22 protein-coding genes and 2 pseudogenes are annotated in these 26,201 nt (G+C 36.3%); 12 read left to right on the top strand and 12 right to left on the bottom strand.

Annotation, left to right across the window (positions count from 1 at the left end; all coding sequences use genetic code 11):
- Positions 1 to 47: 47 nt before the first annotated feature.
- Positions 48 to 1,451, bottom strand: a complete 1,404-nt coding sequence (tnpC, locus tag AC3WVZ_RS01800; protein ID WP_233935200.1) for an IS66 family transposase — start codon at positions 1,449 to 1,451, stop codon at positions 48 to 50.
- A 382-nt stretch (positions 1,452 to 1,833) separates the two neighbouring features.
- Between tnpC and AC3WVZ_RS01795 the strand changes: the two genes are divergently transcribed.
- From AC3WVZ_RS01795 to AC3WVZ_RS01785, 3 genes are read left to right on the top strand one after another with little or no spacing between them, the layout of a single operon-like run.
- Positions 1,834 to 2,091, top strand: a complete 258-nt coding sequence (locus AC3WVZ_RS01795; protein WP_000252982.1) for a FeoA family protein — start codon at positions 1,834 to 1,836, stop codon at positions 2,089 to 2,091.
- Positions 2,088 to 2,810, top strand: coding sequence for a FeoB small GTPase domain-containing protein (locus tag AC3WVZ_RS01790; protein WP_233935939.1), 723 nt, complete (start codon positions 2,088 to 2,090; stop codon positions 2,808 to 2,810). The genes AC3WVZ_RS01795 and AC3WVZ_RS01790 overlap by 4 nt, the downstream gene beginning before the upstream one ends.
- The gene (locus AC3WVZ_RS01785; RefSeq protein ID WP_233935938.1) at positions 2,788 to 4,188 is read left to right on the top strand and encodes a nucleoside recognition domain-containing protein; all 1,401 of its coding nucleotides are present in this window, start codon (positions 2,788 to 2,790) and stop codon (positions 4,186 to 4,188) included. The genes AC3WVZ_RS01790 and AC3WVZ_RS01785 overlap by 23 nt, the downstream gene beginning before the upstream one ends.
- A gap of 211 nt (positions 4,189 to 4,399) precedes the next feature.
- On the opposite strand, the pseudogene AC3WVZ_RS01780 reads toward AC3WVZ_RS01785, so the two are convergent.
- The 7 genes and pseudogenes from AC3WVZ_RS01780 to AC3WVZ_RS01750 form a co-directional block, all read right to left on the bottom strand.
- Positions 4,400 to 5,592 (bottom strand): annotated as a pseudogene (locus AC3WVZ_RS01780) (Ger(x)C family spore germination protein).
- On the bottom strand, positions 5,576 to 6,700 hold the full coding sequence (gene gerLB / locus AC3WVZ_RS01775) for a spore germination protein GerLB (protein ID WP_000802003.1): 1,125 nt from the start codon (positions 6,698 to 6,700) through the stop codon (positions 5,576 to 5,578). The pseudogene AC3WVZ_RS01780 and the gene gerLB overlap by 17 nt, the downstream one beginning before the upstream one ends.
- Entirely contained in the window at positions 6,701 to 8,179 is a 1,479-nt protein-coding gene (gerLA, locus tag AC3WVZ_RS01770; RefSeq protein ID WP_002023287.1) for a spore germination protein GerLA, read from the bottom strand.
- Positions 8,180 to 8,401: 222 nt separating this feature from the next.
- A complete protein-coding gene (locus AC3WVZ_RS01765; protein ID WP_000125937.1) occupies positions 8,402 to 9,874 on the bottom strand; it encodes a sodium:solute symporter family protein in 1,473 nt (490 codons plus the stop codon).
- Positions 9,871 to 10,068 carry a DUF3311 domain-containing protein gene (locus tag AC3WVZ_RS01760; protein ID WP_000719833.1) on the bottom strand — a complete coding sequence of 66 codons (198 nt, stop codon included), beginning with the start codon at positions 10,066 to 10,068 and terminating at the stop codon, positions 9,871 to 9,873. Before AC3WVZ_RS01760 ends, AC3WVZ_RS01765 begins: the two co-directional genes overlap by 4 nt.
- A 1-nt stretch (position 10,069) precedes the next feature.
- Entirely contained in the window at positions 10,070 to 11,245 is a 1,176-nt protein-coding gene (locus AC3WVZ_RS01755) for an amidohydrolase (protein WP_000382128.1), read from the bottom strand.
- Between the two features lie 132 nt (positions 11,246 to 11,377).
- Positions 11,378 to 12,088 carry a C39 family peptidase gene (locus AC3WVZ_RS01750; RefSeq protein WP_000734490.1) on the bottom strand — a complete coding sequence of 237 codons (711 nt, stop codon included), beginning with the start codon at positions 12,086 to 12,088 and terminating at the stop codon, positions 11,378 to 11,380.
- 376 nt (positions 12,089 to 12,464) lie between these two features.
- Between AC3WVZ_RS01750 and AC3WVZ_RS01745 the strand changes: the two genes are divergently transcribed.
- The 5 genes from AC3WVZ_RS01745 to qoxD all read left to right on the top strand — a co-directional run bounded on the left by AC3WVZ_RS01745 (position 12,465) and on the right by qoxD (position 17,934).
- A complete protein-coding gene (locus AC3WVZ_RS01745) occupies positions 12,465 to 13,880 on the top strand; it encodes an amino acid permease (RefSeq protein ID WP_001075757.1) in 1,416 nt (471 codons plus the stop codon).
- A 282-nt stretch (positions 13,881 to 14,162) separates the two neighbouring features.
- Complete coding sequence (locus AC3WVZ_RS01740) at positions 14,163 to 15,038, top strand: cytochrome aa3 quinol oxidase subunit II (protein WP_001176165.1); 876 nt, start codon at positions 14,163 to 14,165, stop codon at positions 15,036 to 15,038.
- Between the two features lie 33 nt (positions 15,039 to 15,071).
- Positions 15,072 to 17,006: a cytochrome aa3 quinol oxidase subunit I gene (qoxB, locus tag AC3WVZ_RS01735; protein ID WP_000762366.1), complete on the top strand. Its 1,935-nt coding sequence runs from the start codon at positions 15,072 to 15,074 to the stop codon at positions 17,004 to 17,006.
- Positions 17,007 to 17,019: 13 nt separating this feature from the next.
- The gene (qoxC, locus tag AC3WVZ_RS01730; protein WP_000729317.1) at positions 17,020 to 17,622 is read left to right on the top strand and encodes a cytochrome aa3 quinol oxidase subunit III; all 603 of its coding nucleotides are present in this window, start codon (positions 17,020 to 17,022) and stop codon (positions 17,620 to 17,622) included.
- The gene (qoxD, locus tag AC3WVZ_RS01725) at positions 17,623 to 17,934 is read left to right on the top strand and encodes a cytochrome aa3 quinol oxidase subunit IV (RefSeq protein WP_000068425.1); all 312 of its coding nucleotides are present in this window, start codon (positions 17,623 to 17,625) and stop codon (positions 17,932 to 17,934) included.
- Between the two features lie 133 nt (positions 17,935 to 18,067).
- Here the strand turns inward: qoxD and AC3WVZ_RS01720 are convergent.
- A pseudogene (locus tag AC3WVZ_RS01720) lies at positions 18,068 to 19,437 on the bottom strand (IS1182-like element ISBth7 family transposase); the annotation flags it as partial.
- Between the two features lie 306 nt (positions 19,438 to 19,743).
- Here AC3WVZ_RS01720 and AC3WVZ_RS01715 point away from each other — a divergent pair.
- From AC3WVZ_RS01715 to AC3WVZ_RS01705, 3 genes are read left to right on the top strand one after another with little or no spacing between them, the layout of a single operon-like run.
- On the top strand, positions 19,744 to 21,573 hold the full coding sequence (locus AC3WVZ_RS01715; RefSeq protein ID WP_233935935.1) for a monovalent cation:proton antiporter family protein: 1,830 nt from the start codon (positions 19,744 to 19,746) through the stop codon (positions 21,571 to 21,573).
- A 52-nt stretch (positions 21,574 to 21,625) separates the two neighbouring features.
- The gene (locus AC3WVZ_RS01710) at positions 21,626 to 21,883 is read left to right on the top strand and encodes a DUF4022 family protein (protein ID WP_000926991.1); all 258 of its coding nucleotides are present in this window, start codon (positions 21,626 to 21,628) and stop codon (positions 21,881 to 21,883) included.
- A gap of 14 nt (positions 21,884 to 21,897) precedes the next feature.
- Positions 21,898 to 22,335, top strand: a complete 438-nt coding sequence (locus tag AC3WVZ_RS01705; protein WP_233935933.1) for a GNAT family N-acetyltransferase — start codon at positions 21,898 to 21,900, stop codon at positions 22,333 to 22,335.
- A gap of 39 nt (positions 22,336 to 22,374) precedes the next feature.
- On the opposite strand, the gene AC3WVZ_RS01700 is transcribed toward AC3WVZ_RS01705, so the two are convergent.
- The 3 genes from AC3WVZ_RS01700 to AC3WVZ_RS01690 form a co-directional block, all read right to left on the bottom strand.
- On the bottom strand, positions 22,375 to 22,803 hold the full coding sequence (locus AC3WVZ_RS01700) for a hypothetical protein (protein ID WP_000706637.1): 429 nt from the start codon (positions 22,801 to 22,803) through the stop codon (positions 22,375 to 22,377).
- 4 nt (positions 22,804 to 22,807) lie between these two features.
- Entirely contained in the window at positions 22,808 to 23,008 is a 201-nt protein-coding gene (locus AC3WVZ_RS01695; RefSeq protein ID WP_000301182.1) for a helix-turn-helix transcriptional regulator, read from the bottom strand.
- 131 nt (positions 23,009 to 23,139) lie between these two features.
- Entirely contained in the window at positions 23,140 to 24,432 is a 1,293-nt protein-coding gene (locus AC3WVZ_RS01690; protein WP_000487192.1) for an NCS2 family permease, read from the bottom strand.
- Positions 24,433 to 24,713: 281 nt separating this feature from the next.
- Here AC3WVZ_RS01690 and AC3WVZ_RS01685 point away from each other — a divergent pair, with 281 nt between their 5' ends.
- Positions 24,714 to 26,105, top strand: coding sequence for an amino acid permease (locus AC3WVZ_RS01685; RefSeq protein ID WP_001164897.1), 1,392 nt, complete (start codon positions 24,714 to 24,716; stop codon positions 26,103 to 26,105).
- Positions 26,106 to 26,201 lie beyond the last annotated feature (96 nt).

Here is a 26,201-nt window from a genome sequence, read left to right as displayed (position 1 = left end):
AAATACTCCAATCAGAGAAAGAATCTATGCCAAATAGAGAAATTCTCTTATGAAGTCGTGTTATTCCAAGGAACCGTTCTAGTTTCTATGACTTGGTTTATCGCTTGTAAGACCGATTGTTTTTGTTTTTTCATGGTACTCATAAAGCTTCGTATCTGACAAAAAGATTCTGCGCCTTTCTTACTTCGGAAAGTCCCAGACACTTTCTGTTTTACTTTCGTCATCCGAATATCCCGTTCTGCTTGATTGTTATCAAATGGAATGGCTGGATGTTCTAAAAACCCTAGAATTCTGTCAGAATACTTGACGAAGCGATTCCATAAATTTTGAGAAGGCGTCTGCTTTCCTTTCTTCTTTTGTTTCGTGGAAAGAATCTGTTGTTCTTTCAATATGGATTGATACATAATAAACAGATTCTTTTGCGTCGCTTTTGGCATGGTACCTTCGGATTGCTTTTTCATCGTCAACGCTTGCGTTAGAAATTTCTGCATCTGTTGTGCCCATTGTTCTCCAGTACTATCTATAATTCCTTGTAAATCTCGTAAGAGATGGGCATTACATAAAACGTGACGACAATCTGTATACGCATCATACGATTTCCAACCATCATGCATCGCAATTCCAGAAAAAGATGGCAAGATTTCTCCAGCATCCATTGCTTCTTTTCCACGTTTTTGATGAATATGTTGCAATGTCACCTCCGGTGTACTGGCAGTATGTAACCATTGTGTTTTGTTTTCTACACGCATACCAGTTTCATCAAAATGGACAACAGGAGACTGCAGAATCTTTTCCTTTACTTCTTTTATGAATGGCTGCAATTGAGAAGCGAAAGCCTGTGTATGATTTACCAGGGTTCCTTCGCTTATAGAATGTCCAAAACAATCCTGAAAGAATTCTTTTGTTCGCTTCAAAGAAATGCATTGATAATGCGTTAAATAGGGAATCAGTCTTTTTATATTTGGACCATATTGAACAGGACGAGATACTGTCGAAGGAAATTGGGCTTCTTGGATAGAATGGCAATGTGGGCATTCTTTCTGTTCTACTTTATGTTCTGTCACTTCGATCTGAATAGGTGGTAAGTCATACACTTGGCGAATGCGATACCCTTTTACAGGCTCGTGGTTCAAGGAAGTATGACAACAAGTACAATATGTAGGAGAATGTGTAATCGTATGATCTGGAGTCGCTGTCAAACCAAGAGTATGTCCCTTGTGGCCCAACTGGCCACCCGTTTGACGATGAGACGGTTTGCGCAAACTTTTTGTAACGGGCTTACCCAAACCATCTGTAGAAGGTGGCTTATGACTATTTTTGGAGTTTTTTTTTGAAGCATTTTCTAGTTCTTGTATACGTTTTTCTAACTTAGAAAATGTTTCTTCAAATAAAGAAATAACAGCTTCAGGTCCTTTTTTATATGTATCTAAAATAATTTTTCGATCGACCATAAGATTCACCTCCCCTGTTTGATATACTCAGTATTTACAAATGGGAGGCATATGAAACTAGTAAAATTTAAAAAAGACACCGAAAGGTGGCTGAGTAGTTACGTAAATGTTTTTCTCTCTTTTTCCCTTTTCGTTAAAGTTACATTTACAATTCCGCTGTATTTTGTAATTTTCACACACCTAATTTATGCACATTAAAAATAATTTCAGTAATATTTTTTAGTACAACTAAATAAATTGGAACAATTCTAAAAATAAATGAATATTTTTAAAGTACTAATTGACAACATAATCCAATGTAGTCTACTATATTACTAACAAAAAGTTTACCTTAGGAAACTTTTTAAACTCAAACTAAAAATATAGAGATGAGGTAACTTTTATGGTATCGGCTAATATAAAACCACTTTCCGAATTTAAAATAGGAGAGTTTGTACAAATTGAGAAGATACAATTAGAAGGAACTATGAAACGACGCTTATTAGATTTGGGATTTATCCCGGGGGCGACGATTAAAGTATTGCAACGCAGTCCACTTGGAGATCCGGTCGCTTATCAAGTGAGTAACACAACTATTGCACTGCGTAAAGAAGAAAGCTCCCTTATTTTCGGGGTATTAATAGGAGATGATTTCAGATGAGCAAACATCGTATCGCTTTAGCTGGTAACCCGAATACAGGGAAAAGTACATTATTTAATACTTTAACAGGCTTAAAACAACATACTGGAAACTGGACGGGAAAAACTGTTTTAAAAGCTGAAGGAGAATATGAACATAACGGAAGTAATTATACATTAATAGATTTACCTGGAACCTACTCACTATACTCAAATTCCGCAGACGAAGAAGTAGCGAGGGATTATATTATATTTGAAAAACCAGAAGTAACTGTAGTTGTTATAGACGCAACTTCTATGGAAAGAAATTTAAATTTAGCACTTCAAGTGATGGAGATGACAAACAATGTAGTCATTTGCATTAACTTAATTGATGAAGCCGAGAAAAAAGGGATTGTTATCGATGAAAAGAAATTAGCAAAATCACTTGGTGTACCTGTCGTTAAAATTTCAGCACGTAACCGAGTAGGTATTGGTCATTTGCTAAATGTTATTGCAAAAGTAGCAAATAAAAAACTAATTCCAACACCAATTAAAATTACTTACAGCGAAAAAATCGAAAATATGATTCAGGAATTAGAACCACAAATTTATAAAGTGTTCGGTGATACGTATCCAGCACGTTGGATTGCGTTACGTATATTAGATGGAGATAAAAATTTCTTAACTACACTTCAAAAACACCATAATGAACCACTTGTAAGGGAGGTCGTAATTAATGGAATCTCACTCAGCCAGTAAAGCTCTTCCATTAGACTATATTATTCAACATGCACAAACACTTTCAAAAGAAGATATACGAGATGATATAGTCGGAGATATTTACCGAACATCTGCAAGCATATGTAAAGAATCTGTCCAATATACAAATACTGATAAATTATATCGTTCCGAAAAACTAGATAAAATTTTCACATCTCCAATCTGGGGATTCCCAATTATGCTCGGTATTTTATCTATTATTTTTTATCTTACAATTGCAGGCGCTAACGTACCATCTGATATGATTGCCGAATTCTTCGGATGGGCCGAAGGATATTTAACATCTTGGTTCCAAGCAGCGCATGCACCTGAATGGTTACATGGCATTTTAATACTTGGTTTGTTCCGTGGTATCGGTGCTGTTATTAGCGTTATGTTACCACCTATGGCAATCTTTTTCCCTATGTTCGCGCTATTAGAAAATTACGGATACTTACCACGTGTCGCGTTTAATATGGACCGCTTATTCAAACGATCCGGCGCACACGGGAAACAATCTTTAACAATGGCAATGGGATTTGGTTGTAATGCAACAGCCATTATGTCAACACGTATCATTGAATCACCACGTGAACGTATGCTAGCAATTTTAACGAACAACTTCGTTCCTTGTAACGGTCGCTGGCCTATGTTAATTTTAATGGCTTCACTATTTATGGCTGCTGGTTATACAGGCAGTATGCAAACATTGGTTACTGCTGGCGTTGTAGTTGGAATGGTTGTACTTGGTGTTATTATGACATTAACTGTTTCTTGGGTACTATCAAAAACAGCCTTAAAAGGGGTTCCAACTCACTACACACTTGAGTTACCTCCGTACCGCAAGCCAAAAGTTTGGAATACAATTGTTCGCGCAACACTCGATAAATCAATCTACGTTTTAAAACGAGCTATAGTTGTTGCTGCCCCTGCAGCTGCATTAACTTGGTTACTTGCTAACATTTTTATCGGTGACACAAGCTTACTTATGTATTTTGTAAATTTCCTAGATCCATTTGCTAAAATGTTAGGACTTGACGGGTTTATTCTAGCTGCATTCATTCTTGGACTACCTGCTAATGAAATTGTAATCCCAATTTTATTAATGTCTTACTTATCAACTGGGGCTTTAACTGAAATAGATGATTTTAATCAAATTAAAAATCTATTCCTAGAAAATGGTTGGACTTGGTTAACAGCGTTAAACACAATGTTGTTCTCACTTCTTCATTTCCCGTGCGGAACAACACTGGTTAACATATACAAAGAAACAAAAAGTGCAAAATGGACATTCTTATCGTTTGCAATCCCTACCGTTATCGCCATTGTTGTTACATTCCTCTCTACACAATTGGTACATTGGTTAGGGCTTGTATAAAACAAAGCATACATAGAAGGCATCCCCCTTCACATATGCTTTGTCCGAAAGAAACCTGAAAATCATTCAGGTTTCTTTTTTTGTACATCAGTATTCCACGGCTGCGCTCCATACGTTGTGAGTTTTTTATGAATGAAATATATAGCTCCGGGAAGCACCGCCATTAATATTGTGCAACTAATTCCCAATTCAGTAAACAATTTATATCACCTTACTTCACTTTCTTCGGTAAAGCTGAACCTGAATGTTCAATCGTCGGATGAACGTAAACAGTAATTTCAGCATTACTAAAATAATTCTGGCCTTGATCCCAATTCTTACTGATTTTTCTCCACTCTTTATAATTATGCCTCTTATATACCTCTCCTAGTTCTAATACGTCTACCTTATATTTTTTTTGAACAAGCTGTATGGACTTTTCAATACGCTTCTTCATTTCCTTTGAAAGCTCTTTCTTTAAAACCTTTTCATTCATCACTTGTTTTGGTTCATTAAAATGCAGCTCAGCTAATGTCCCTTCTGTAAACACGTGAATATCAAACTTCGGTTTTGTAGCATGTTCCGTAGACACCTTAATCTTCCGACGCAATTTATGAACTTCATATGTAATAAGCTGATTTTTTTTTACGAACAGTAAAGAAACCTTCAATTTTTTTACCTATTATATAGTTCATTCCTAATGTTTGTTCTCCACTCAAAGTTCCAACGCACTTATTATCCTTTCCACGGATCAATGCCGCTCCTTCCATTTGTACACCTTGTTTAGTTAACCCTAAGAGAGGTAGTGCAAAACTTCGATCTGCAATCATTTTCCCTTGTACTTCACCAATTCTCGCCGCCTCAATCATTTGAGCGTTTTTCGGAGGATGTTCAGCTAACATATCAATGTACTGCGCCGGTAAGTTTTCAGGTTTTGCACTTTGTTTTAAAATAGATTCTGCATTTTTCTTCGAAACGAACAAACGAATATTTCTTCTCATTTCATGATCACGAAAATATACGTCTAACGTATTTTGCAAAACATACGGATTCGCTAGTAATTCATCCGAAAAAATAATAACTTGTATATGCGGAAAAAATAATAACTTGTATATGCGGAAAAAATAATGTTCGACTAATTTTCTTAGCAATTATTCTTATTTGCTCAAAGACGCTATCTGCTTTCGCACTTACGTTAATATAATTTTCACTATCTCCGCTCCCTTGTCCACCCTGTTGAGACAATTTACTGGGGAGTACCATCTGATAAGTCCCTTTCATAATTGGATTCACTTTCTTTTCCTTCACAATATCGTAGGCTGCACCTACTACAAATCCTCTTTCTTCTATTTCTTGTAACTCAGAACACCCACTAATAGGTCCAACAAAAAACATAACTATTATAATTTTAAGAAGGTGTTTCATTTCTACCATTCCTTCTTTTTATTTTATATACAATAAAAACCAATAAAGGTGCTAACACGACAAACCCCATATCTATCCAAGCTAAATAAGTTCCATAACTTGATAAAGTATTCAAACTACTAGGTATCATATTCACCATAAAAATAATTGGGGCACTTACGAAAATAAAAATATGTTTCTTCACTTTCGGAAACATAGCACAAAATAATAAAGATGCGACGTCATAATACATTGCTGTAGTGTTATAAATTGTAATAATCCAAGTCGTAAAAAAAATCGCATCAAACCTTTCTAAAAACCCTCCACCAATTTCAATTTCTTTCCCTAATTCAATTGTTGGATATGTCAATCCACGTGTTGTCATATACGTAAAAACACTAATACAAGTTACATAAATTAAAATGTATGACAACACGTTTACCATCACCGCCTTCGCAACTGCCATCGGCGCTTTTTTCGCTGTCTTATCATTCAGTAACACCGCATAAAACAGAGCTACTTCAAATCCAATAAACGTAAAAATAGAATTTTTAACTCCAACAGCGTATTGACTTACTTTCGTTTGAAAAGCTGGTAGTAAATTATTGATTTCCACTAAATTTATATTTAATAAAGAAAGAAGCACTATCGCAATTAAAACAATAGGTAAGAATATAACATTTAACCTTAATAAGGCTGCTCTTGATCCTGCTATGCCATAAATAACAACTAATAAGAAGAAGAAAGACAGTAGTTGTATCGGTGTATCACTAAATAAATACGTTTGAGAAATAACTGAAATCATTCGCGATTCATATGCTGTCAAAGCAGCAAACGTTAATACTAAAATGCTACTAATTGTGTATGCAACAGGCTTCGTCAAATGCGCACTCGTATATTGAACAAAATTTTGTTTTGGAAATAAGATAGCCACCCTCGTCACAAACCAACCTAAAACTGCGCAGATCAATCCACCCAAAAGCAAGATAATCCAACCGTCCGAAAATAAAGTTTGGTTAGCGATATCTCTTGGCATAGACAATGCCCCTATACCAATAATGGTCGATGATACCGCAAACCCAATTTCACGAGATCCAATCTCTTCATCGCCATACTCAAATGGTTTCACTTATTTTCGCTCCTTTGGACGTATTGTAGAATCTTTTGTTTGTAAGTACTCTGGTCTATCTTTCAACATCGATTTTGGCATGCGAATAAATTCTTCTTTCCAATCTTTATAAAATGCAGGAGCAATTGGAGTTGTATACGGTATACCAACACTTGTTAAATTTGTAATATGAATAGCAAGTGCGATCAGAGCTAGAATGATTCCATACAGCCCAAAAGCCGTTGCAGCTAATACAAAGACGAAAAGTAAAATTCGGAACGTAATCGTAATACTATATACAGGAAGCGAAAACGTAGCAATCGCAGTAACTGCAATAATAATAACTAAAAACGGATTTACAATCCCTGCATTTACCGCAGCTTCTCCAATTACAAGACCTCCTACAATCCCTATCGTTTGTCCCATCGGTTTCGGCAATCGGATTCCAGCTTCTCGTATTAATTCCATAGTCAAGGCCATCATTAACGTTTCAATATATGCAGGAAACGGAACACCTTCCCTCGCACCTGCAATTGAATAAGCCAGTTTAGAAGGAATAAGTCCTTGATGATAAGATACAAGTGCTACATACATAGCTGGTAACAAAACCGCAATTATGCCTGAACCCATACGTAAAAATCTTAATAACGTTCCAATCACCCAGCGCTCGTAATGATCTTCTACAGATTGAAAAATATCAACAAACACAAGTGGTGCAATAAGAGCAAACGGGGATCCGTCTACTAAAATTGCCGCCTTCCCTTTCGCTAATGAGGCTATAATATTATCAGGCCTCTCTGTATTCAAAAACTGTGGAAATGGGGATAAATTATTATCCTGAATTAATTGTTCAATCGTACCTGTTTCCAAAACGACATCTGTCACTATTGATTGAAGACGGCGATCTAGCTCTTTTACAATGTGAGGATTAATAATATCTTCTATATATACTAGGGTTACTTCTTTCTGCGATCGCTTCCCCATAATATAAGATTGGAACCTCAACTTTGGATCGCGTAAACTGCGTCGGATTAACATTTTATTCACATTAATATCTTCATTTAATCCAACTCTCGGTCCGCGTATTAAATCTTCTGTCACTGGTGGTTCTAAACTTCGCTTCTCCCAGGCCCTACTATTAATAACGATAGCGGTTTGAATATTATCAATTAATATAACTGTATCTCCCGCTAATATCGCATTCATAATATCTGGAAACTTCGTCTTTACGCCCACTTCTGCGATAGAAATAAAACGATCCAATAACGTTTGAACAACAGCTTCCTCATTTATAATTTCTTCGTATTGCAGTGTGCGAATGACATATTTATAAACATTATCCTTATCTGTCAATCCACATAAAAACACAACCGCACAACGTGTAAAACTCCCAGCAAGAGCAACTTCTCTAATTGTTAAATCATTAGGTGAACCTAACTCATCCCTAATTTCTTTCATAACTTCAAATAAGTTACCTTCAAGCTCTAACAATTTCCCCACCTAGCTTCCTTTTCAACAAGTTTTTAGTTAGATTCCGCTAATAGAAGGAAATATATACAAAAAAAGAGCTATCTCTTTTCAAAGATAGCTCTAATAAAGTAAAACTTTAATCAACCCTCACCAATCGGGCTTTTACGGACAGTTTAATCCCCACCTAACTTCTTTGCTTCCGCTGAATTTTGAGGTGGGGGTCTTACTGCCCGTTAATGCAGGATAAACGAATTACTTTTCTACTATTATAGTGTTTTTCTTTATAAATACACCTTTTGTAAATCCACTAACTACAAACATCACAATTATATTAATTAACAATGCGACTATACCTACATTCAAATCTTTTATATACTGCGGGAAACTCGGAAACATCGTGGCTATAGTTGAACCAGATAAGGTAATATATGCGACCACTAATAGCCCAACTCCCATTCCTGCAATCGCCCCTTGCTTCGTAATAATTTGACGTGGAAACAAGCTACATACAAGTGCAGGGAAAAGTTGTGTAACGATACTGTATCCCATTAATAGAAGTGCTCCTATTGTTTCTCCTCCTTTAAATGTAAATAAAACTGCCACGAGCGTTACTACAGGCACAAATAATTTTGCCATCTTAGCAACTTGTCTATCTGAAGCAGACGGGACTATCGTTCGGTAAATATTTTTTGCTAACAGTGTAGAAGCCGCCATAACAAGCATAGACCCTGGAACCAATGCCGTTAATACTCCCGCACTACCAATAATTCCAATAAACCAAGGATCAAAAGTTTGTAAAGCAAGACGGAATAACGAAAGATCTACATCCGCTCCCTTTAACCCAGGAACTTGCAATATAGCAGCAAATCCTGCAAAAAATACGAAAAGTAAAACTAAAGAATACAATGGCATAATTGCTGCATTTTTACGAAATACTTTTTCATTTTTTGCTGAAAAAGCAGAAGCAAATGTATGAGGCCACATATAAAAACCGAGGGCCGTTAATATAATAGTAGAAACAAACCAAGAAATACTCATTCCTTCTTCAGGTAAAGATAAAAATCCCGGTTTCGCTGCCTCTACAGCCTCAAACATCGGCTGAAATCCTCCATAATAATGATACGGCAAATATATACCTAAAAACATAACGATAAACAGTATCATAATATCCTTCAAAGCAGCCGTCCAAGCCGAACCATGTATACCTGAAACCATTACATATATAGTTATAACAATAGCACCGATCCATACTGCAACAACAGGTGACACCCTTCCGTAAGAAGCTTCTGAAACGATAATTCCCAGTCCTTTTAACTGTAAAACAAGATATGGGATGATGGAAACAACACCAACAATCGAAACAATAAGTCCAAGCGCTTTACTTCTATATTTCTTCGCAAAAAAATCTGACTGTGAAACAAGGTTATGCTCTTTCGCATACTTCCAAATGGGTGGCAATAAAAAATACGATAAAAGATAAGCTAAAGCACCATATCCCAAAATATAAAAGGTAGGTGCTCCTTTACTATACGCCCAGCCGCTTCCCCCTAAAAATGTAAACGTCGTATAAATTTCACCTGCCATAAGGAGAAAAACAAAAATAGTGCCAAATCCTCTTCCTCCAACTGACCATTGTTCTAAATTCATATCTTTTCCATGTTGTGCCCGAATCCCTAAAAATAGTGCGAGAAACAAAAATAAAATAATGATAAGTAATGCAGTCATTTTACATCCTCCTTATTAGCAGGATCAAACACGTACACAAGCCCCATACAAAAAGATGTAATAAACACTGATAATAATACCCAAAATAATAAAAATGGCATCCCTAATACGTAAGGAGTAACTGAATTCGCAAATATTGGCCCAACTACTAAACAAAGAACTGGGATAAGCGCTAGAATGTGTATTTTCTTCATCTCATTCTCCTTTACTTATAAAGTTCATAATGGCTGATACAAAGACTTCCACTCCAATCGGTAATGCATCTTCGTCAATCGTAAAACGAGGGTGATGGTGAGGATATATAATACCTTTCTCTTTATTTCCCGCTCCGATAAAAAAGAATGTCCCCGGTGCCTTTTGTAAAAACGCCGAAAAATCTTCTCCAGCCATCGTCGGCTGTAAACGAACAACTCTATCCCTTCCATAAAGTTGTAATGCCGTTTGTTCAATAAGCTCTGTAGCTTCATAATCATTTACAACTGGTCGATATCCATATTCATATGAAAATGTATATTTCGCTCCGTAAGATTCCGTAATATGCTTCACAATCCGCTCAATCTTCTTCTCTGTTTCACCTCGTAATTCATGTCTTAAACTTCTTACTGTCCCTTCAATCTCAGCTTGCTCTGGTATTACATTATGAGTTGTCCCAGCATGAAATTGCGTAACAGATATTACGAGAGAATCTAATGGATTCGTGAGGCGAGATACAATTTGCTGAAGTTGCGAAACGACTTGTGTTCCGATTGCAATACTATCCACCGTTTCATGAGGGATTCCAGCATGTCCACCTTTTCCCTCTATCTTAATTTTAAAAACATCCGGTGCAGCCATTGCAGGACCATAAATAACACCTATTTTCCCAACCTCTAACGACGCCCAAAGGTGAGCACCAATAATATAATCCACACCTTCCATTACACCTGCAGCAACCATCTCCTCTGCACCACCAGGAAAATTCTCTTCAGCATGTTGGAATAGAAAACGAATCTCCCCTTTAATCTTCTCTCTTTCTTCTACCAACTTATGTACAACCCCAAGTAATATCGCTATATGTCCATCATGACCACATGCATGCATTACACCTTTATATGTAGAAATAAAATCAAACTCATTTTCTTCATGAATAGGAAGAGCATCCATATCGGCTCGAATCGCAACTGTTTTGCCCGGATGTTTACCTACTAGCTTTGCCATCACACTATATTTAGTCGGCCGTGACACTTCTAAATATGGGAATTTCCGAAGTATATCGAACACAAACTGCGATGTTTTCTCTTCTTGAAAAGATAACTCTGGATACTTATGAAAATGCCTTCTCCACTCAACTAACTGATTTTTTGACAAAACAAGTTCCTTTGCAACATCCATTTCTCTTCTCCCCTTCTTCACCAAGTTAAATGTTATTATAACGTGAATCGTTAACTTTTAAAAGAATATTCTGAATTTTCAGTGTTAACAAACCAAAAAGAAAAAGCCATCCCAAAGATGACTTTTTCATTATTATAAAATAGTAATTGCTTGTTTCCCCATTTGCTCCCAAGCTTTCTCAAATTCTGTTCGCGGAACAGCCAAACGTGGATTATTTTTAAGAGGATCATTTACATATACAAAGTTTTGATCATATCCAATTACTACTGCACTATGCTCATAATATGTAATTTTCACTTCGCCTGAACTCGTATTCCATGTTTCAAAACTACTTTCAGCTAGCGGCTTAAACGTCGTATTAATAATGACCCATACCGGAGAGCCAGAACTAATTACTTTATATATATCTTGCATGTCTCTACCTGTTAAATTAATTACTTTTTCAGGAACATATTTTTCTGCTAAATCAAAGATTGGTTTATTGTATACACCATATCCAGGCTCTGCCTTTGTATAAATATTTCCCACAAATCCCTCGTAAGGATTTCCACGCAAACCATTTTGTTCAAATGGAACACGATGAATTTCGCTAGCAAGTTGCATCTTATCTACTTGTACACCTTTATATTGCAGCAACATAGCTAAACTTGTCACTTCACACCCTCTGGGCAATTCTGGTAATTGTTTAATAAACGGAACATCTTCAATCATAGCTGCTTCTTTCATTTCAGATAGAAACTCTAAGCGTAGAACTTGCGCCTTTTGCATGATTTTATCTTTTCCTATAAAAAATGCAGCAGCAAGTATAATCCCAAAAACAAAAAGATATTTTAACTTTTTCATTATAAACAAAACTCCATTAATTATTATTTTACAGATACACCTCTTATCATTGTACCCTTCTTCTTACTAGTTTGCTAGAAAGATCATGTGAATTATCGCTCATAGAATTAATTATAAAAATTCTAATTATTTTTAATAAAAAGAAAAATAAATATACATTTACAGAATATTTTGCTAAAATCAAAATTGTTAACATAGTGAAGATATCACCATGTTAACAAACATTCTTAGAGTATTTAGTCATAGTTCGTTTTTTTACATACTCCATTCATTTCATAGCAAATAAACCGAGTGTGTGTTGCATCCCCCACTAATGATTAAAAACTCAGAATAAAACGAAGTTCACACATTCAAGAAAATACGGGGTGAGGGGCATATGAATCAACAAATTGAACAAACAGATTTAAAACGAACAATGAAAAGTAGACACCTATTTATGATTGCACTCGGCGGTGTTATCGGAACCGGGTTATTTATGGGATCTGGTCAAATTGTCCATAATGCCGGACCTGGTGGTGCTATTCTCGCATTTTTAGTCGGTGGATTTGTTATGTATTTAACGATGTTATGTCTTGGTGAATTATCCGTCGCTATGCCAGAAGCAGGTTCATTCCAAAGTTATGCAAGCAAATTCATTTCACCTGGTTTTGGATTTGTTGTCGGTTGGATGTATTGGTTAAATTGGGCTGTTACAGTTGGCGTAGAGTTAACAACTGTAAGTATTTTAATGAAACGCTGGTTTCCAGACGTTTCTTCCTGGATTTGGTGCGTTACATTTGCAGCAGCACTCTTCCTCGTAAACGCTTTATCAGCAAAAGCATATGCAGAAGCAGAGTTTTGGTTCGCAAGTGTAAAAGTCGCAACAATTGTTATTTTCATCGTACTTGGCGGCGCTGTTATGTTCGGTCTACTAGACTTTAATGGAAAGCCAGCTCCAATGCTTCATAATTTCACTGAAAATGGCGGGCTATTTCCAAATGGTGCATTAGCTGTTCTTCTTACGATGATTACAGTAAATTACTCCTTCCAAGGAACAGAATTAATCGGAATCGCTTCAGGCGAAAGTGAAAATCCTGAAAAAACAATTCCAAAAGCAATTAAAAACACAATTTGGCGAACTCTCTTCTTCTTCGTCTTAGCGATATCAGTTGTTGTAGGTTTACTCCCATGGCAAGAGGCTAATCTAGTCGAAAGTCCCTTTGTACTTGTATTTGATGTAGCCGGTGTCCCATATGCAGCAGACATTATGAACTTTGTTATTATTACAGCTGTATTATCCGTTGCTAACTCTGGTCTCTACGCAAATTCTCGTATGCTGTGGGCGATGGCAAAACAAGGAATGGCAAGTCCAGCATTTACGAAATTAACTAAAAAAGGTGTACCGCTAAATGCATTAATTTTCAGCCTAATTTTCGCTAGCCTGTCCTTACTAACAAGTGTATTTGCGGCAGATACTGTCTTTCTAGTTTTAACATCTATTGCAGCAATGGCTGCCGTTGTCGTTTGGATGTCAATCGCCGCTTCACAGTTTTTCTTCCGTAGAAATTTCGTGAAAAACGGTGGCAACATAAATGATTTAAAATATCGTACACCGCTCTATCCACTAGTTCCAATCGTAGCGTTTTCGCTGAATTTCATTACATTTGTTAGTTTGGCTTTCATTCCAGATCAAAGAATTGCTCTTTATTGTGGCATTCCATTTATGATTATTTGTTACATTTTATATCAAGTTAAATATAAAAAAATTGTCACACTTGAACAGCCACGAACTGTCATACAAGAAATAAACTAAATATACAAAATATTCAGCTATCTTTCTTATGATAAGATAGCTTTTTTCTATTTCTTGGATATCCTGGTATAACTTTATTTATCTTAAAATTTTCACAATCACGTTTTTCTCTGGAAAATAGTTTACAATGTAATCAAGTTACAAATGATATTCACCTTAAAAAGTGTGCATTTGTGTCTATTTTTTAACAATATATCAAAAACTATTGCCTTCTATAAATTAATAGGTTTATATTGTTTTATTGGCATAGTTTCAATCCAAGGAGAAAGGAGATTTTCAATCGTGCAACTAAAGAAAGCGTTTTGGAAGTTGGCTTCGCTTCTTCCGTTATCATTACTTCTGTTCCTCGGTGGCTGTGATAAAAAACTCGCAGTATTAAATCCGCAAGGACCTGTTGCAAAAGCACAGTATGATTTAATTGTTTGGTCATTCTTGCTTATGTCATTAATTATCGCAATTGTATTCATTCTGTTTACAGTCATCTTGATTCGTTATCGTGAAAAACCAGAGAATATGGACTATGAGCCACCTGAACAACACGGTAACACATTACTAGAAATTATTTGGACGCTTGTTCCTGTTATTATCGTTATCGCATTATCGATTCCAACAGTAAAAGCAACTTATGCTTCGGAAGAGGTTCCGAAAGAGTCCAAACATATTAAACCAGTTGAAATTTATGTTACATCTGCAAACTGGAAATGGTTATTCAGTTACCCAGAGGAAAAAATTGAAACCGTTAACTATTTAAACATCCCAGCTGGTGTACCAATTCAATTCAAACTGACTTCTGTCGGCCCAATGAATGCTTTCTGGGTACCAGAACTTGGTGGTATGAAGTACACAATGGATGGCATGATTATGGATCTTTATTTACAAGCTGATAAGCCAGGTTCTTACCTAGGCCGTAGTGCGAACTTCTCTGGTGAAGGATTCACACACATGGAGTTCGAAGTTGAAGCAAAAACTAAAGAGAAATATGACAAGTGGGTTAAAGAAGTACAAGAAACTGCTCCTAAACTAACAGAAGCTAAGTACAACGAAATTGTTAAACCTGGTGTAGTTGGTCGTATGACATTCTCTAGTCACCACTTAAGTTATGTAGATCCAAAATCACTTGAATATTGTGATTACAACTACTACAAAAACAAAAAATAATAGCTATTATTCCAACAGATTGGAGTGAACACAGTGAAGCTTGATGAATTCTTTGTCACAGGTGACCCGATTATTTACGGTGCAGACGCTTCTATCGTTCTTGTGACATTAGCAATCATTTTCGTACTAACAAAGTATAAAAAATGGAAATGGCTTTGGGACGAATGGTTAACAACTGTTGACCATAAAAAAATCGGAGCTATGTATATTATTTCTGCGGTTATCATGTTATTCCGTGGTGGTATGGATGGTTTAATGATCCGTGCACAGTTAACATTCCCAGAAACAACTTATTTAAACGCTGAACACTATAACGGGATCTTTACAACACATGGTACAGTAATGATTCTTTTCATGGCAATGCCATTCGTTATGGGATTAATGAACCTTGTAGTACCATTACAAATTGGTGCTCGTGACGTTGCATATCCGTTCTTAAATGCTTTAAGTTTCTGGTTATTCTTTGTCGGAGCAATGTTATTCAACATCGCTTTCGTAATCGGTGGTTCTCCAGACGCCGGGTGGACTTCTTACTTCCCAATGGCAGGTACAGAGTTTACTTCGGGCGTAGGAAATAACTACTACGCAATTGCATTACAGATTTCAGGTCTCGGTACGCTAATGACCGGTATTAACTTCCTTGTTACTATCTTAAAAATGCGTACACCTGGTATGACTTTAATGAGAATGCCAATGTTTACTTGGTCAATCTTAATTACAACAATTATCATCATTTTCGCTTTCCCAGTATTAACAGTTGCTCTTGCATTAATGACATTTGACCGTCTATTCGATGCTCACTTCTTTACGATGGCGAGCGGCGGTATGCCAATGTTATGGGCCAACCTGTTCTGGGTATGGGGTCACCCTGAAGTATATATCGTTATTTTACCGGCATTCGGTATTTTCTCTGAAATCATTAGTACATTCTCACGTAAACGTCTATTCGGTTACAGTGCAATGGTATACTCAATGGTTGCAATTTCTTTACTAAGTTTCGTCGTATGGCTTCACCACTTCTTCACGATGGGTGCAGGTCCAGCGGTTAACTCATTCTTCTCGATTTCGACAATGGCGATTTCGATTCCAACCGGGGTTAAGATCTTTAACTGGTTGTTTACACTGTATAAAGGACGTATTCGTTTTACAGTTCCAATGCTTTGGTCATTGGCATTTATTCCAAACTTCGTAGTCGGTGGGGTTACAGGGGTTATGCTTGGAATGGCAGCAGCTGATTATCAATACCATAACAGCTACTTCCTAATCGCTCACTTCCACTACGTATTAATCGCAGGTACAGTATTCGCTATGCTTGCTGGATTCACATTCTGGTATCCAAAAATGACTGGTCATATGTTAAATGAACGCCTAGGTAAATGGACATTCTGGATCTTTATGAGCGGATTCAACATCTGTTTCTTCCCAATGTACTTCTTAGGTTTAGACGGTATGACTCGTCGTATGTACACTTACTCTGAAAGTCTTGGATGGGGATGGCTAAACCAAATCGCATCTGTTGGTGCGGTAATGATGGGTATCGGCTTCCTACTTCTTTGCTACAACGTAATTTGGAGTGCACGTCACGGTGAACGTGACACAACTGGAGATCCATGGGATGGTCGTACACTTGAATGGGCAACTCACTCTCCTGTACAACATTACAACTTCGCGAAGCTTCCTGAAATTAAAGAAGCTGATGCTTTCTGGTACATGAAAAAACGCGGAGAAACAGTTACACCAGCAGCAGAAGATATTAAACCAATTCACATGCCAAGTAACTCTGGTGTGCCTATTATTGCGTCTGGATTCTTCGGTCTTGCAGGTTTCGCATTAGTATTTAGCTGGTTCTGGCTTGCAGCAATCGGTGGTATTGGTATTTTAGCTTGCTTAATCTATCGTTCATTCGATTATGATGAAGGCTACTATATCAGTGTTGATGAAATTAAAAAAACAGAACATATAGCATGAGAGGTGAAATGACATGGCGGCTTTAGATAAAAGCTTACCTTTGGAATATCAATCCGAACAAAGCAGATTGAATATCCTAGGATTCTGGATTTTTCTTGGGGCTGAAATTATGCTGTTCGCAACACTTTTCGCCTCTTATCTAGTCCTTGCTGGTCGTACGGCAGATGGCCCAACACCAGCGCAATTGTTTGAACTTAAAACGCTTTTAATTCAAACATTACTACTTTTAACAAGTAGTTTTACATGCGGTATCGTAATTCATGAAATGCGTAAGCATAACCAAAAAGCGATGCTTGGATGGTTCGTCCTTACATTACTTTTAGGTGCAGGTTTCCTATTCTTCGAGATCGAAGAGTTCATTATGTACATTGGTGAAGGCGCAACAATTCAAACAAGTGCTTTCTTATCTGGATTCTTCGTTCTTCTTGGAACGCATGGAGCCCACGTAACAGGCGGTATCATTTGGGCAATTTGTGTTATTATCCAAATTTTAAAACGAGGTTTAACACCAGTTACAGCTCGTAAAGTATTCATTATCAGCTTATACTGGCATTTCCTTGATCTTGTTTGGGTCTTTATTTACACACTAGTTTACTTGAACGGGATGGTGGCGTAAATGGCTCAAAACAACAATCAAGCAAACGGACATGCGCATAGCGGATTCCCTTGGTCACACGTTTTCGGATTTATTTTATCGCTTGCATTAACGTTTCTAGCGTTATACGTGGCACTTTACACAACATTGCCACTTTCAACAGTCTTAACAACTATTATCATAATGGCTGTTGCGCAAGCATTGTTACAATTAATTATGTTCATGCATTTAAAAGAAGGAGAAGGAAGAGTTCAAATTCTTACAATGATATACAGTTTCTTCGTTGCAACTGCAACAGTTGGTTTAACTGTATGGATCTTCTTCTCAATGTAATGTACATGAAAAAGACTGCTGAGATTCCTCAGCAGTCTTTTCAGAGTGTTGGGAAACCCTTTAGGGTTCCCAACACTCTGGAATCTTTTTTGATTTTAGCGAATAAAAACAACATAAAATAATAGAATTTTAAAAAATAGCCCTCCACCTGACCCTTTTTGGTCAGGTGGAGGGCTATTTTTTTCATGTTTTGACAAGCTGCGGTGAGATAAGCTTGCATTTGGACAGACTTCAGCCCTCGAAACCGGGCATAGCGGTAGCCATGTAGTTCTTTGGCGTCTGCAAAGCTTCGCTCTATAGTGGAACAGCGTACTTTATACAACCTTTTCCCTGTAGCTGTTAGCTTGTTTTTTCTAGCAATATCCTTATATTTCTCCCACACATGATGAGTGATAACTTTTTGTTTTTGTTTCTTTGAAAAGCACACCTCACGTAACGGACAAACAGCGCAGTCTTCTGGATTCGATTTGTATTGACGGTATCCTTCACGATCAGTTGTTACATATTCTAGAATACATCCCATCGGACAAGCGAAAACATTCATTTCTTCTACATATTTAAATTGGCTTTTCGGTACTTCTTTATTCCGTTTTCCAAATCGGCGATACCCCATCACCATAAATATATTCCGTTCTGATAGTTTCTTACAGATATATCCTGTAAAATAGCCAGCATCAAGGGCAACAGCTTCTACTTTGAAGTCGAATTTATCAATCTGAGCTTGGAGGCGTGCTAAATACGGCTCGGAATCTGCCATATTTCCAGCCGTTACATAGGTATCTGTAATAATATTGTACTTCGCATCAGTCGTACGATGATCCAAGAAATGAAAACCATTTGGTTTTCCATCTCTCATTAAAAATCCACTATCTGGATCCGTTGTACTTATACGAGTTTTTTTGGTAGGGGTATCACTTTCCTTTCTAGGTTTTAATTCTTTTTTCCATGTACCTCACGATCTTCGATTACCGCAGCTTCTAGCTCGTCTATATAAAACTTTGCTTTTTCTTTTTTATATTTATGTACAAATTTATTTTTATTGGCATTGGCCTTAATATGTGTAGAATCTGTCATCAGTGCACGTCCTCCTACCATCCGGTGCTCCGTCGCTTGTCTCACAATCTCATCAAAAATTTCTTCGAAAATATTTGTATGAATAAAACGAGTACGACGATTCCAACTGATTGTAGAGTGATCCGGAATAGTATCCGATAGAGAAAACCCTAAAAACCAACGGTAGGCAATATTCGTTTTAATTTCCTTTTCCAATTGACGCTCAGAACGAATACCGTAAAAATATCCAATAAACATCATCTTAAATAAAACAATAGGATGAATGGACGGGCGTCCATTGTTTTCACAGTAATAAGGGCGTAACTTCTCTTCAATAAAATCAAAACTAATTGTCGCTTCAATTGCACGAAGGAAATGATCTTGTGGAACCAACTCTTCTACAGAAACAGATACACGCTCATCACGATGATTTTTTAAAGCACCCATCATAAAAAATCTCTCCTTTTCCTCTTTTTTATCAGTGTTGACACATAAAAAGAGGTTCAGACACAAAAACAGGCTGTGGAGAAGACTTTCTCCACAGCCTGAAAAGACTGCTGAGATTCCTCAGCAGTCTTTTTTTATCCCCTCTATTACATCCACATTACGGAATTAACAGCATAATCATGAAAAATATACTTATTATGACAAATGTTAAGAAAAGTCTTTCTTTATGAAATCGAATCCATATGCGTTGCTTTTCTACCTATTATATGGCTAAATAGGTACTATATTTATTTGAAGGGAGAGAACGCAATGGAACATCATACTTCTGTTCTATCACTTATGGTTGTCGTTGCAATCGCGTTTTTCGTTCCCCTTTTGTTACAACGCTTTAAATTAAAAGCACTTCCTGTGGTCGTTGCAGAAATTATTGCAGGAATCTTTGTAGGTAAAAGTGGGTTTAATATTATTGAGCCAGATATATGGCTTCAAGTTTTATCAACATTAGGATTTATCTTCCTCATGTTCTTAAGCGGTTTAGAAATTGATTTTTCTATCTTTAAACAAAAAGGGAAAAAAAATACGACAAACGAACCAAATACATTTCAGGCAGCAAGCATTATCTTCTTATTTATTTTCATCTTATCTTATGCCCTATCATTACTATTCGTATGGCTAGGATTCGTAGATAATGCAATGTTCATGACTTTAATTATTTCAACTATTTCTTTAGGTGTTGTTGTACCAACATTAAAAGAGAATAACTTAGGAAAAACAGCAATTGGGCAAATCATTTTATTAGTCGCTGTTATTGCGGATTTAGTTACAATGATTTTACTCGCTGTATTCGTCGGATTAAATTCCGAAAGCGGCCAAAGCATGTGGCTTCTTCTTCTTCTATTCGGCGCTGGTATTGTTATTTACTTCGTTGCAAAACGTTTTAAAAACATTCCATACTTAGATAGTTTAAAAGCTGGTAGTGTACAAATTGATACACGAGCTGTTTTTGCACTCATTTTAATCTTAGTTGGGTTATCGGAATCTGTTGGAGCAGAAAATATTTTAGGCGCCTTCTTAGCAGGTGTACTTGTATCGTTATTATCACCAAATGAAGATATGGTGGAAAAACTTGATTCTATCGGCTATGGTTTCTTCATCCCTATTTTCTTCGTAATGGTTGGTGTAAATCTAGAGGTGTGGTCTATTTTCAAAGAACCTTCTAGCATGCTAATGATTCCAATCTTAATTGTAGGACTCTTTATTTCGAAACTCTTACCATCACTCGTCTTAAGAAAATGGTATCCACGTAATATCGTACTTGGAAGTGCAATCTTATTAACATCGACACTTTCTTTAGTTATTGCGGCTGCACAAATTGGTGAAAAACTGGAGATCATCAGTCCAAGTTTATCTGCCTCTCTTATTTTAAGCGCAGTTATTACTTGTATTTTTGCACCTATATTGTTTAAAAAAATGTTCCCAAAAGTAGAAACACCAAAACCAAAAGTAGCTATTATTGGCGCGAGCAGAATTACCCTTCCGTTATCACTAGATTTAAAACGAGAAGATTATGACGTAACGCTATATATGATGCGTCAAAACAAAATAAATGATGAAGAAGCGACATCACATGACTTCCCTATCGTGAAATTAGATGACATCACAATCGCATCATTAACTGAACAAACAGCATTTGATGCAGATCGCGTCGTTGTTGCAACAAGTGGTGATGAACAAAACTTATTATTGGCAGAACATGCAAAAGAGCTAGGTGTTGAACATGTTATTGCAAGTGTAGAAGATCCACTTCTACAAGAAAAAGCAACGCAAGAACATATCGCTGTATTCTCAACAATTAACTCTACACGTATTTTATTACGTGCGCTTATTGATAAACCTAGTCTCGTTCGCTTAATTACAACAGCAAACGAAACAGTCCGTGAAGTTGAACTACGAAGCAATAAATATAACGGCGTTGCACTTCGTCGCCTTCCGTTTTTAGGTGATGTACTAGTCATTCAAATTTATCGTGGAAATAAAGCATTAATCCCACATGGGGATACAAGACTACAACACGGTGATACATTACTTGTAACAGGCTCAAAAGAACATATCGATACACTAAAAAACATATTAGAATAAAAAAATGCCCCTCACATAATTGAGGGGCATTTTTTCCATTTCATATGGTAAAATGTTACTATCACATATTATGGGGATGGATTACATTATGTCTATTATAACTTTAGCTCTCTTATTATTAGCCGAAATACTCGTTGCCATTATTCTCATCGGTGTTAGTATTGAGATTTGTAGTTACGGATGGAAAAAATCGAATGGAATAAAATATTCTTGCCTCCTACTTTCACTCCTTCTCGGAACTGCTAGCATACTCGGACTTCTCGCCGCACCTGCCTATTTCTTTATACAATTAACAGAAAAAGCGTTATAAGAAAGGATGTTAATATGATTACCGTGAAAAATATTGAGGGATCTGAAACTTACGTATTACGTCAAAAAATTTTACGCCCCAATCAAACATTAGCAGATTGTAAATACCCTTCCGATTATGAAACAGACACCTTCCACTTAGGCGCATTTATAAACGATCAACTTATTAGTATCGCTTCTTTCTCAAAGGAAATGCATCCCGACTTACAAGCAGGTATGCATTATCGTCTACGAGGAATGGCCACATTGCCTGAGTTTCGAAACAACCACGCTGGAAGCTCCTTAATTCAGAAAGCAGAACAAATCTTACAAGAGCGTCAAGCAAATATGCTATGGTGTAATGGCCGAATTACTGTAGCTGACTATTACAAGCGCTTAGGCCTCCAAGAACATGGTGAAATCTTTGAAATTGAACCAATTGGCCTTCATAAAGTACTGTATAAAAGAATATAAGAAAAGCTTTCCGCAATACGGGAAAGCTTTTCTTATATTTCAATCTTCACTTTTTATCTTTTTCATATATATGTATATAAACAGACTAGGAACTAAAAAACAAGCAAACATAATAAATCCTGTCATACTAATTTCCTTTATCGAAATATCTGGTGTTACAACGATACAAATAGCTAAAATCCCAATAACAATACTTACAGGAATTAATAATAGTTTCATGAAATAGCTACGTGATACTCCCCCTGTATGCTCATACACTTCCACTGAATTTTTCAGATTTAAAAAGTTAATAACTACAATCCCACCCATAAATACCATTAATAAATCCGAAACACTTTCATATCCTGCATCTTGCAAAACGTAGCGATAAAAAACAATACCTAGTATGAAAATATTTTGTAAGATGAAAACTAATCTAATATGTTTTAACCCCTCAATCATTAAACGTTCATCTTTCACAATTTTCATCGAATCACTCCTTTTCCTCCCAAAACAAATCATTCAAAGTTTTATCTACTGCATAACAAATTTTCAAACATAAATCTAAAGACGGATTGTATTTGCCCTTCTCAATTAAACTAATCGTTTGCCTTGTAACGCCTACTTTTTCTGCTAATTGTTGCTGTGTTAAATCTAACTGAACACGCGCGACTTTTATTTTACTTACAGCCATTCATGTTCCCCCTCCATCCATATTGTAACATATATATTCCATTAAGTAATTTATATTTTGCGTGACTGATTATAGTTTCACTTTATTATACACAAAAAAGGAGCCCCTCATAAGAAGCCCCCTCTCCTATATTATAAGAATAAATGACATCCAAATAAAATTGTAAATAAGTAGAGTAACGGATGCACTTCCATCCCTTTCCCTTTCACAATTTTCAAGACTGGATACACTAAAAATCCAATTGCAATTCCATTCGCAATACTAGATGTTAACGGAATACCTATAAAAATTAAAAATGCTGGTAACGCATCTTCAAATTCATTCCAATTAATATCTCGAATGCTTTGTGCCATTAAACTACCTACTATAATTAATGAAGGAGCTGTAATAGCGGCTACACTTGATAAAGAAGCAATAACAGGACTAAAAAATGCCGTTATAATTGTTAGACCAACAACTACAATCCCTGTTAACCCAGTTTTACCACCTGCAGCAATACCTGCTGACGATTCAATCGTCGCTGCTGTTGGGCTTGTTCCAAAGATAGAACCTGTAGTCCCGCCAATTGCATCTGCAATAAACGCTTTACCAAAACGCTTCTCTGTATTGTCTGTAATTAAACCTGCTTGTTTAATTAAACCAAGTAATGCACCTGTTGTATCGAATAAAAGTACAAGTAAAAATGAAAATACAACGCCGTATAATCCGTATTCAATTACATCTGAAAAGGCATTGATTGGGTTTGAAACGATGATACCCTCTGGTAAATGAGGCATCGCCACAATTTTATCAGCAAACTTCAATTGCCCTGTAAAGAAGGCAATAATTCCTGTCACAATCATACTAATAAATAATGCACCGCTCACACGCAATGTCATTAATACCGCCGCTAATATTAAACCAATTAAAGTTAAAATAACAGCTGGAGAATGAAAATCACCAATCGTAACTAAATTAGACGGATGATCCACGATAATTCCAGAAAGGCGCAATCCAATAAAAGCAATAAATAGTCCAATTCCACCTGCAATTGCATGCTTTAAACTATCAGGAATTGCTAAAATTAACTTTTGCCTAAACGAAGTAAAAGATAATAAAAGAAAAATAATCCCCGTTACAAATACAGCTGAAAAGGCAACTACATATGTAATCCCTTCTGCCTTCTGTACAACAGAATAAGCAAAATATGCATTCATTCCCATAGCTGGAGCAATAACAATCGGGTAATTCGCGAAAATCGCCATACCTACTGTTCCAACAACGGTTGCAATAATTGTTGCTGTAAACGCTTGGTCAAATGGTACACCTGCATCAGATAATATTTTTGGATTGATGACAAGAATATACGCAAATGTAAAAAAAGTTGTGATGCCAGCTAAAAACTCTTGCTTCACAGAAGTGTTATATTTTTGTAATTGAAACATGCTTATGTACCCTTCCTACACCTGAATTATTATCACACATTCTTTTTCTTACTAGTATGTGAGAAAATATAATACTTAATCTTAACAATCAATAAAAAGAAGAGTCAATATATTCCCTAATAGTTAGAATTTTAAGTTTAAGTCTGACAAGTACAGATGTAGTACAGTTCATTATGATTATTTTTGTAGCATAACAGATAGAAATGTTTTATAATTTGAAATAGTTAAATATTTAGTAAACGCATTCAAATATCGTTCACTCTACAAGGGGGATTCTTCTTATGCAGCACACAAACAAATCTGGAACTTTAAATCGTGGTTTAAAAGAACGACATATTACTTTAATGTCACTGGGTTCAGCTATTGGCGTTGGGCTATTTTTAGGATCCGCTTCCGCCATTAAACTAGCAGGTCCTTCTATTTTGCTAGGCTATATGATTGCCGGTCTCGTTATTTTTTTCATTATGCGAGCGCTTGGGGAAATGGCAATTGAACAACCTGTTGCTGGTTCTTTTAGTAAATATGCATATGATTATATTGGACCACTCGCTGGTTATATTACTGGTTGGAATTACTGGTTCTTATGGGTTGTTACTTGTATGGCTGAAATTACAGCAGCTGGTATTTACATGCAGTACTGGTTCCCAGATATCCCGCGCTGGACTTGGGCATTACTTGCTCTATTATTAATGAGCGCTTTTAACTTCTTATCGGTAAAAGTATTTGGAGAACTTGAGTTTTGGTTTGCTCTCATTAAAATTGTCACAATTATCTGTATGATAGTAGTCGGAGCTGGTATTATTTTATTCGGATTCGGAAACGGTGGTATCGCTACTGGTATTTCAAATCTTTGGTCACATGGTGGCTGGTTCCCAAATGGATTTTCTGGGTTACTACTCTCCATGCAGATGGTACTATTCGCTTATTTAGGCGTTGAATTAATCGGTGTTACAGCCGGTGAGGCTCAAAATCCGAAGAAAACACTCGCAAAGGCAATCGATAACGTATTTTGGAGAATTCTACTCTTTTACGTTGGGGCATTATTCGTTATGATGGCAATTTATCCATGGAACGAACTTGGTGAGAAAGGCAGTCCATTCGTATTAACATTCCAACAAATTGGTATCGCAAAAGCAGCAGGTATTATTAACTTTGTCGTATTAACAGCAGCTCTTTCTTCTTGTAACGGTGGTTTATTTAGTACAGGCCGTATGCTATATACATTAGCTCAGCAGAAAAAAGCTCCTGAAAGATTTGGTCGTTTAAATAAAAATGGCATTCCAAGCCAAGGAATTGTAGCAACTGCTATCGTTTTACTAATTGGTGTTATATTAAACTATCTCGTACCTGCAAAGGTATTTACATGGCTTACTAGCATTTCAACTTTCGGTGCAATTTGGACTTGGGGAATTATATTAGTCGCTCAAATTAAATTCCGTAAAAGCTTGCCTACTCAAAATAAACAAAAGTTATCGTATAAAATGCCTTTATACCCATTAAGCTCATATTTCTCACTCGTTTTCCTTGTATTAGTATTAGGTATAATGGCGTATTCAGAAGATACACGAATTGCATTGATTGTCGGCCCAATTTGGCTTATCGGCTTAGCAATCGTATATTACATGAAAGGGTTTCATAAGATTGATGAAACACCTAACTCAAAAATTAGTTAAGCAAAACATCCCTTCCTTATTACTTGGAAGGGATGTTTTTATATCTATATAAATATTTCTCAACAAAATTCACGGTATTTTTACAATTTTTTAATA

The sequence above is a fragment of the Bacillus sp. CPT56D-587-MTF genome (assembly GCF_058792335.1).
Note: the sequence above shows the minus strand (reverse complement) of the source record. Positions and strands in the feature narration are given on the sequence as shown.

Excerpts from the sequence above, each read along its gene's own strand:
- tnpC (WP_233935200.1), bottom strand. The coding sequence starts at position 1,451 with ATGGTCGATCGAAAAATTATTTTAGATACATATAAAAAAGGACCTGAA.
- AC3WVZ_RS01795 (WP_000252982.1), top strand. The coding sequence starts at position 1,834 with ATGGTATCGGCTAATATAAAACCACTTTCCGAATTTAAAATAGGAGAG.
- AC3WVZ_RS01790 (WP_233935939.1), top strand. The coding sequence starts at position 2,088 with ATGAGCAAACATCGTATCGCTTTAGCTGGTAACCCGAATACAGGGAAA.
- AC3WVZ_RS01785 (WP_233935938.1), top strand. The coding sequence starts at position 2,788 with ATGGAATCTCACTCAGCCAGTAAAGCTCTTCCATTAGACTATATTATT.
- AC3WVZ_RS01765 (WP_000125937.1), bottom strand. The coding sequence starts at position 9,874 with ATGACTGCATTACTTATCATTATTTTATTTTTGTTTCTCGCACTATTT.
- AC3WVZ_RS01760 (WP_000719833.1), bottom strand. The coding sequence starts at position 10,068 with ATGAAGAAAATACACATTCTAGCGCTTATCCCAGTTCTTTGTTTAGTA.
- AC3WVZ_RS01755 (WP_000382128.1), bottom strand. The coding sequence starts at position 11,245 with ATGGATGTTGCAAAGGAACTTGTTTTGTCAAAAAATCAGTTAGTTGAG.
- AC3WVZ_RS01750 (WP_000734490.1), bottom strand. The coding sequence starts at position 12,088 with ATGAAAAAGTTAAAATATCTTTTTGTTTTTGGGATTATACTTGCTGCT.
- AC3WVZ_RS01745 (WP_001075757.1), top strand. The coding sequence starts at position 12,465 with ATGAATCAACAAATTGAACAAACAGATTTAAAACGAACAATGAAAAGT.
- qoxC (WP_000729317.1), top strand. The coding sequence starts at position 17,020 with ATGGCGGCTTTAGATAAAAGCTTACCTTTGGAATATCAATCCGAACAA.
- qoxD (WP_000068425.1), top strand. The coding sequence starts at position 17,623 with ATGGCTCAAAACAACAATCAAGCAAACGGACATGCGCATAGCGGATTC.
- AC3WVZ_RS01715 (WP_233935935.1), top strand. The coding sequence starts at position 19,744 with ATGGAACATCATACTTCTGTTCTATCACTTATGGTTGTCGTTGCAATC.
- AC3WVZ_RS01710 (WP_000926991.1), top strand. The coding sequence starts at position 21,626 with ATGTTACTATCACATATTATGGGGATGGATTACATTATGTCTATTATA.
- AC3WVZ_RS01705 (WP_233935933.1), top strand. The coding sequence starts at position 21,898 with ATGATTACCGTGAAAAATATTGAGGGATCTGAAACTTACGTATTACGT.
- AC3WVZ_RS01700 (WP_000706637.1), bottom strand. The coding sequence starts at position 22,803 with ATGAAAATTGTGAAAGATGAACGTTTAATGATTGAGGGGTTAAAACAT.
- AC3WVZ_RS01695 (WP_000301182.1), bottom strand. The coding sequence starts at position 23,008 with ATGGCTGTAAGTAAAATAAAAGTCGCGCGTGTTCAGTTAGATTTAACA.
- AC3WVZ_RS01690 (WP_000487192.1), bottom strand. The coding sequence starts at position 24,432 with ATGTTTCAATTACAAAAATATAACACTTCTGTGAAGCAAGAGTTTTTA.
- AC3WVZ_RS01685 (WP_001164897.1), top strand. The coding sequence starts at position 24,714 with ATGCAGCACACAAACAAATCTGGAACTTTAAATCGTGGTTTAAAAGAA.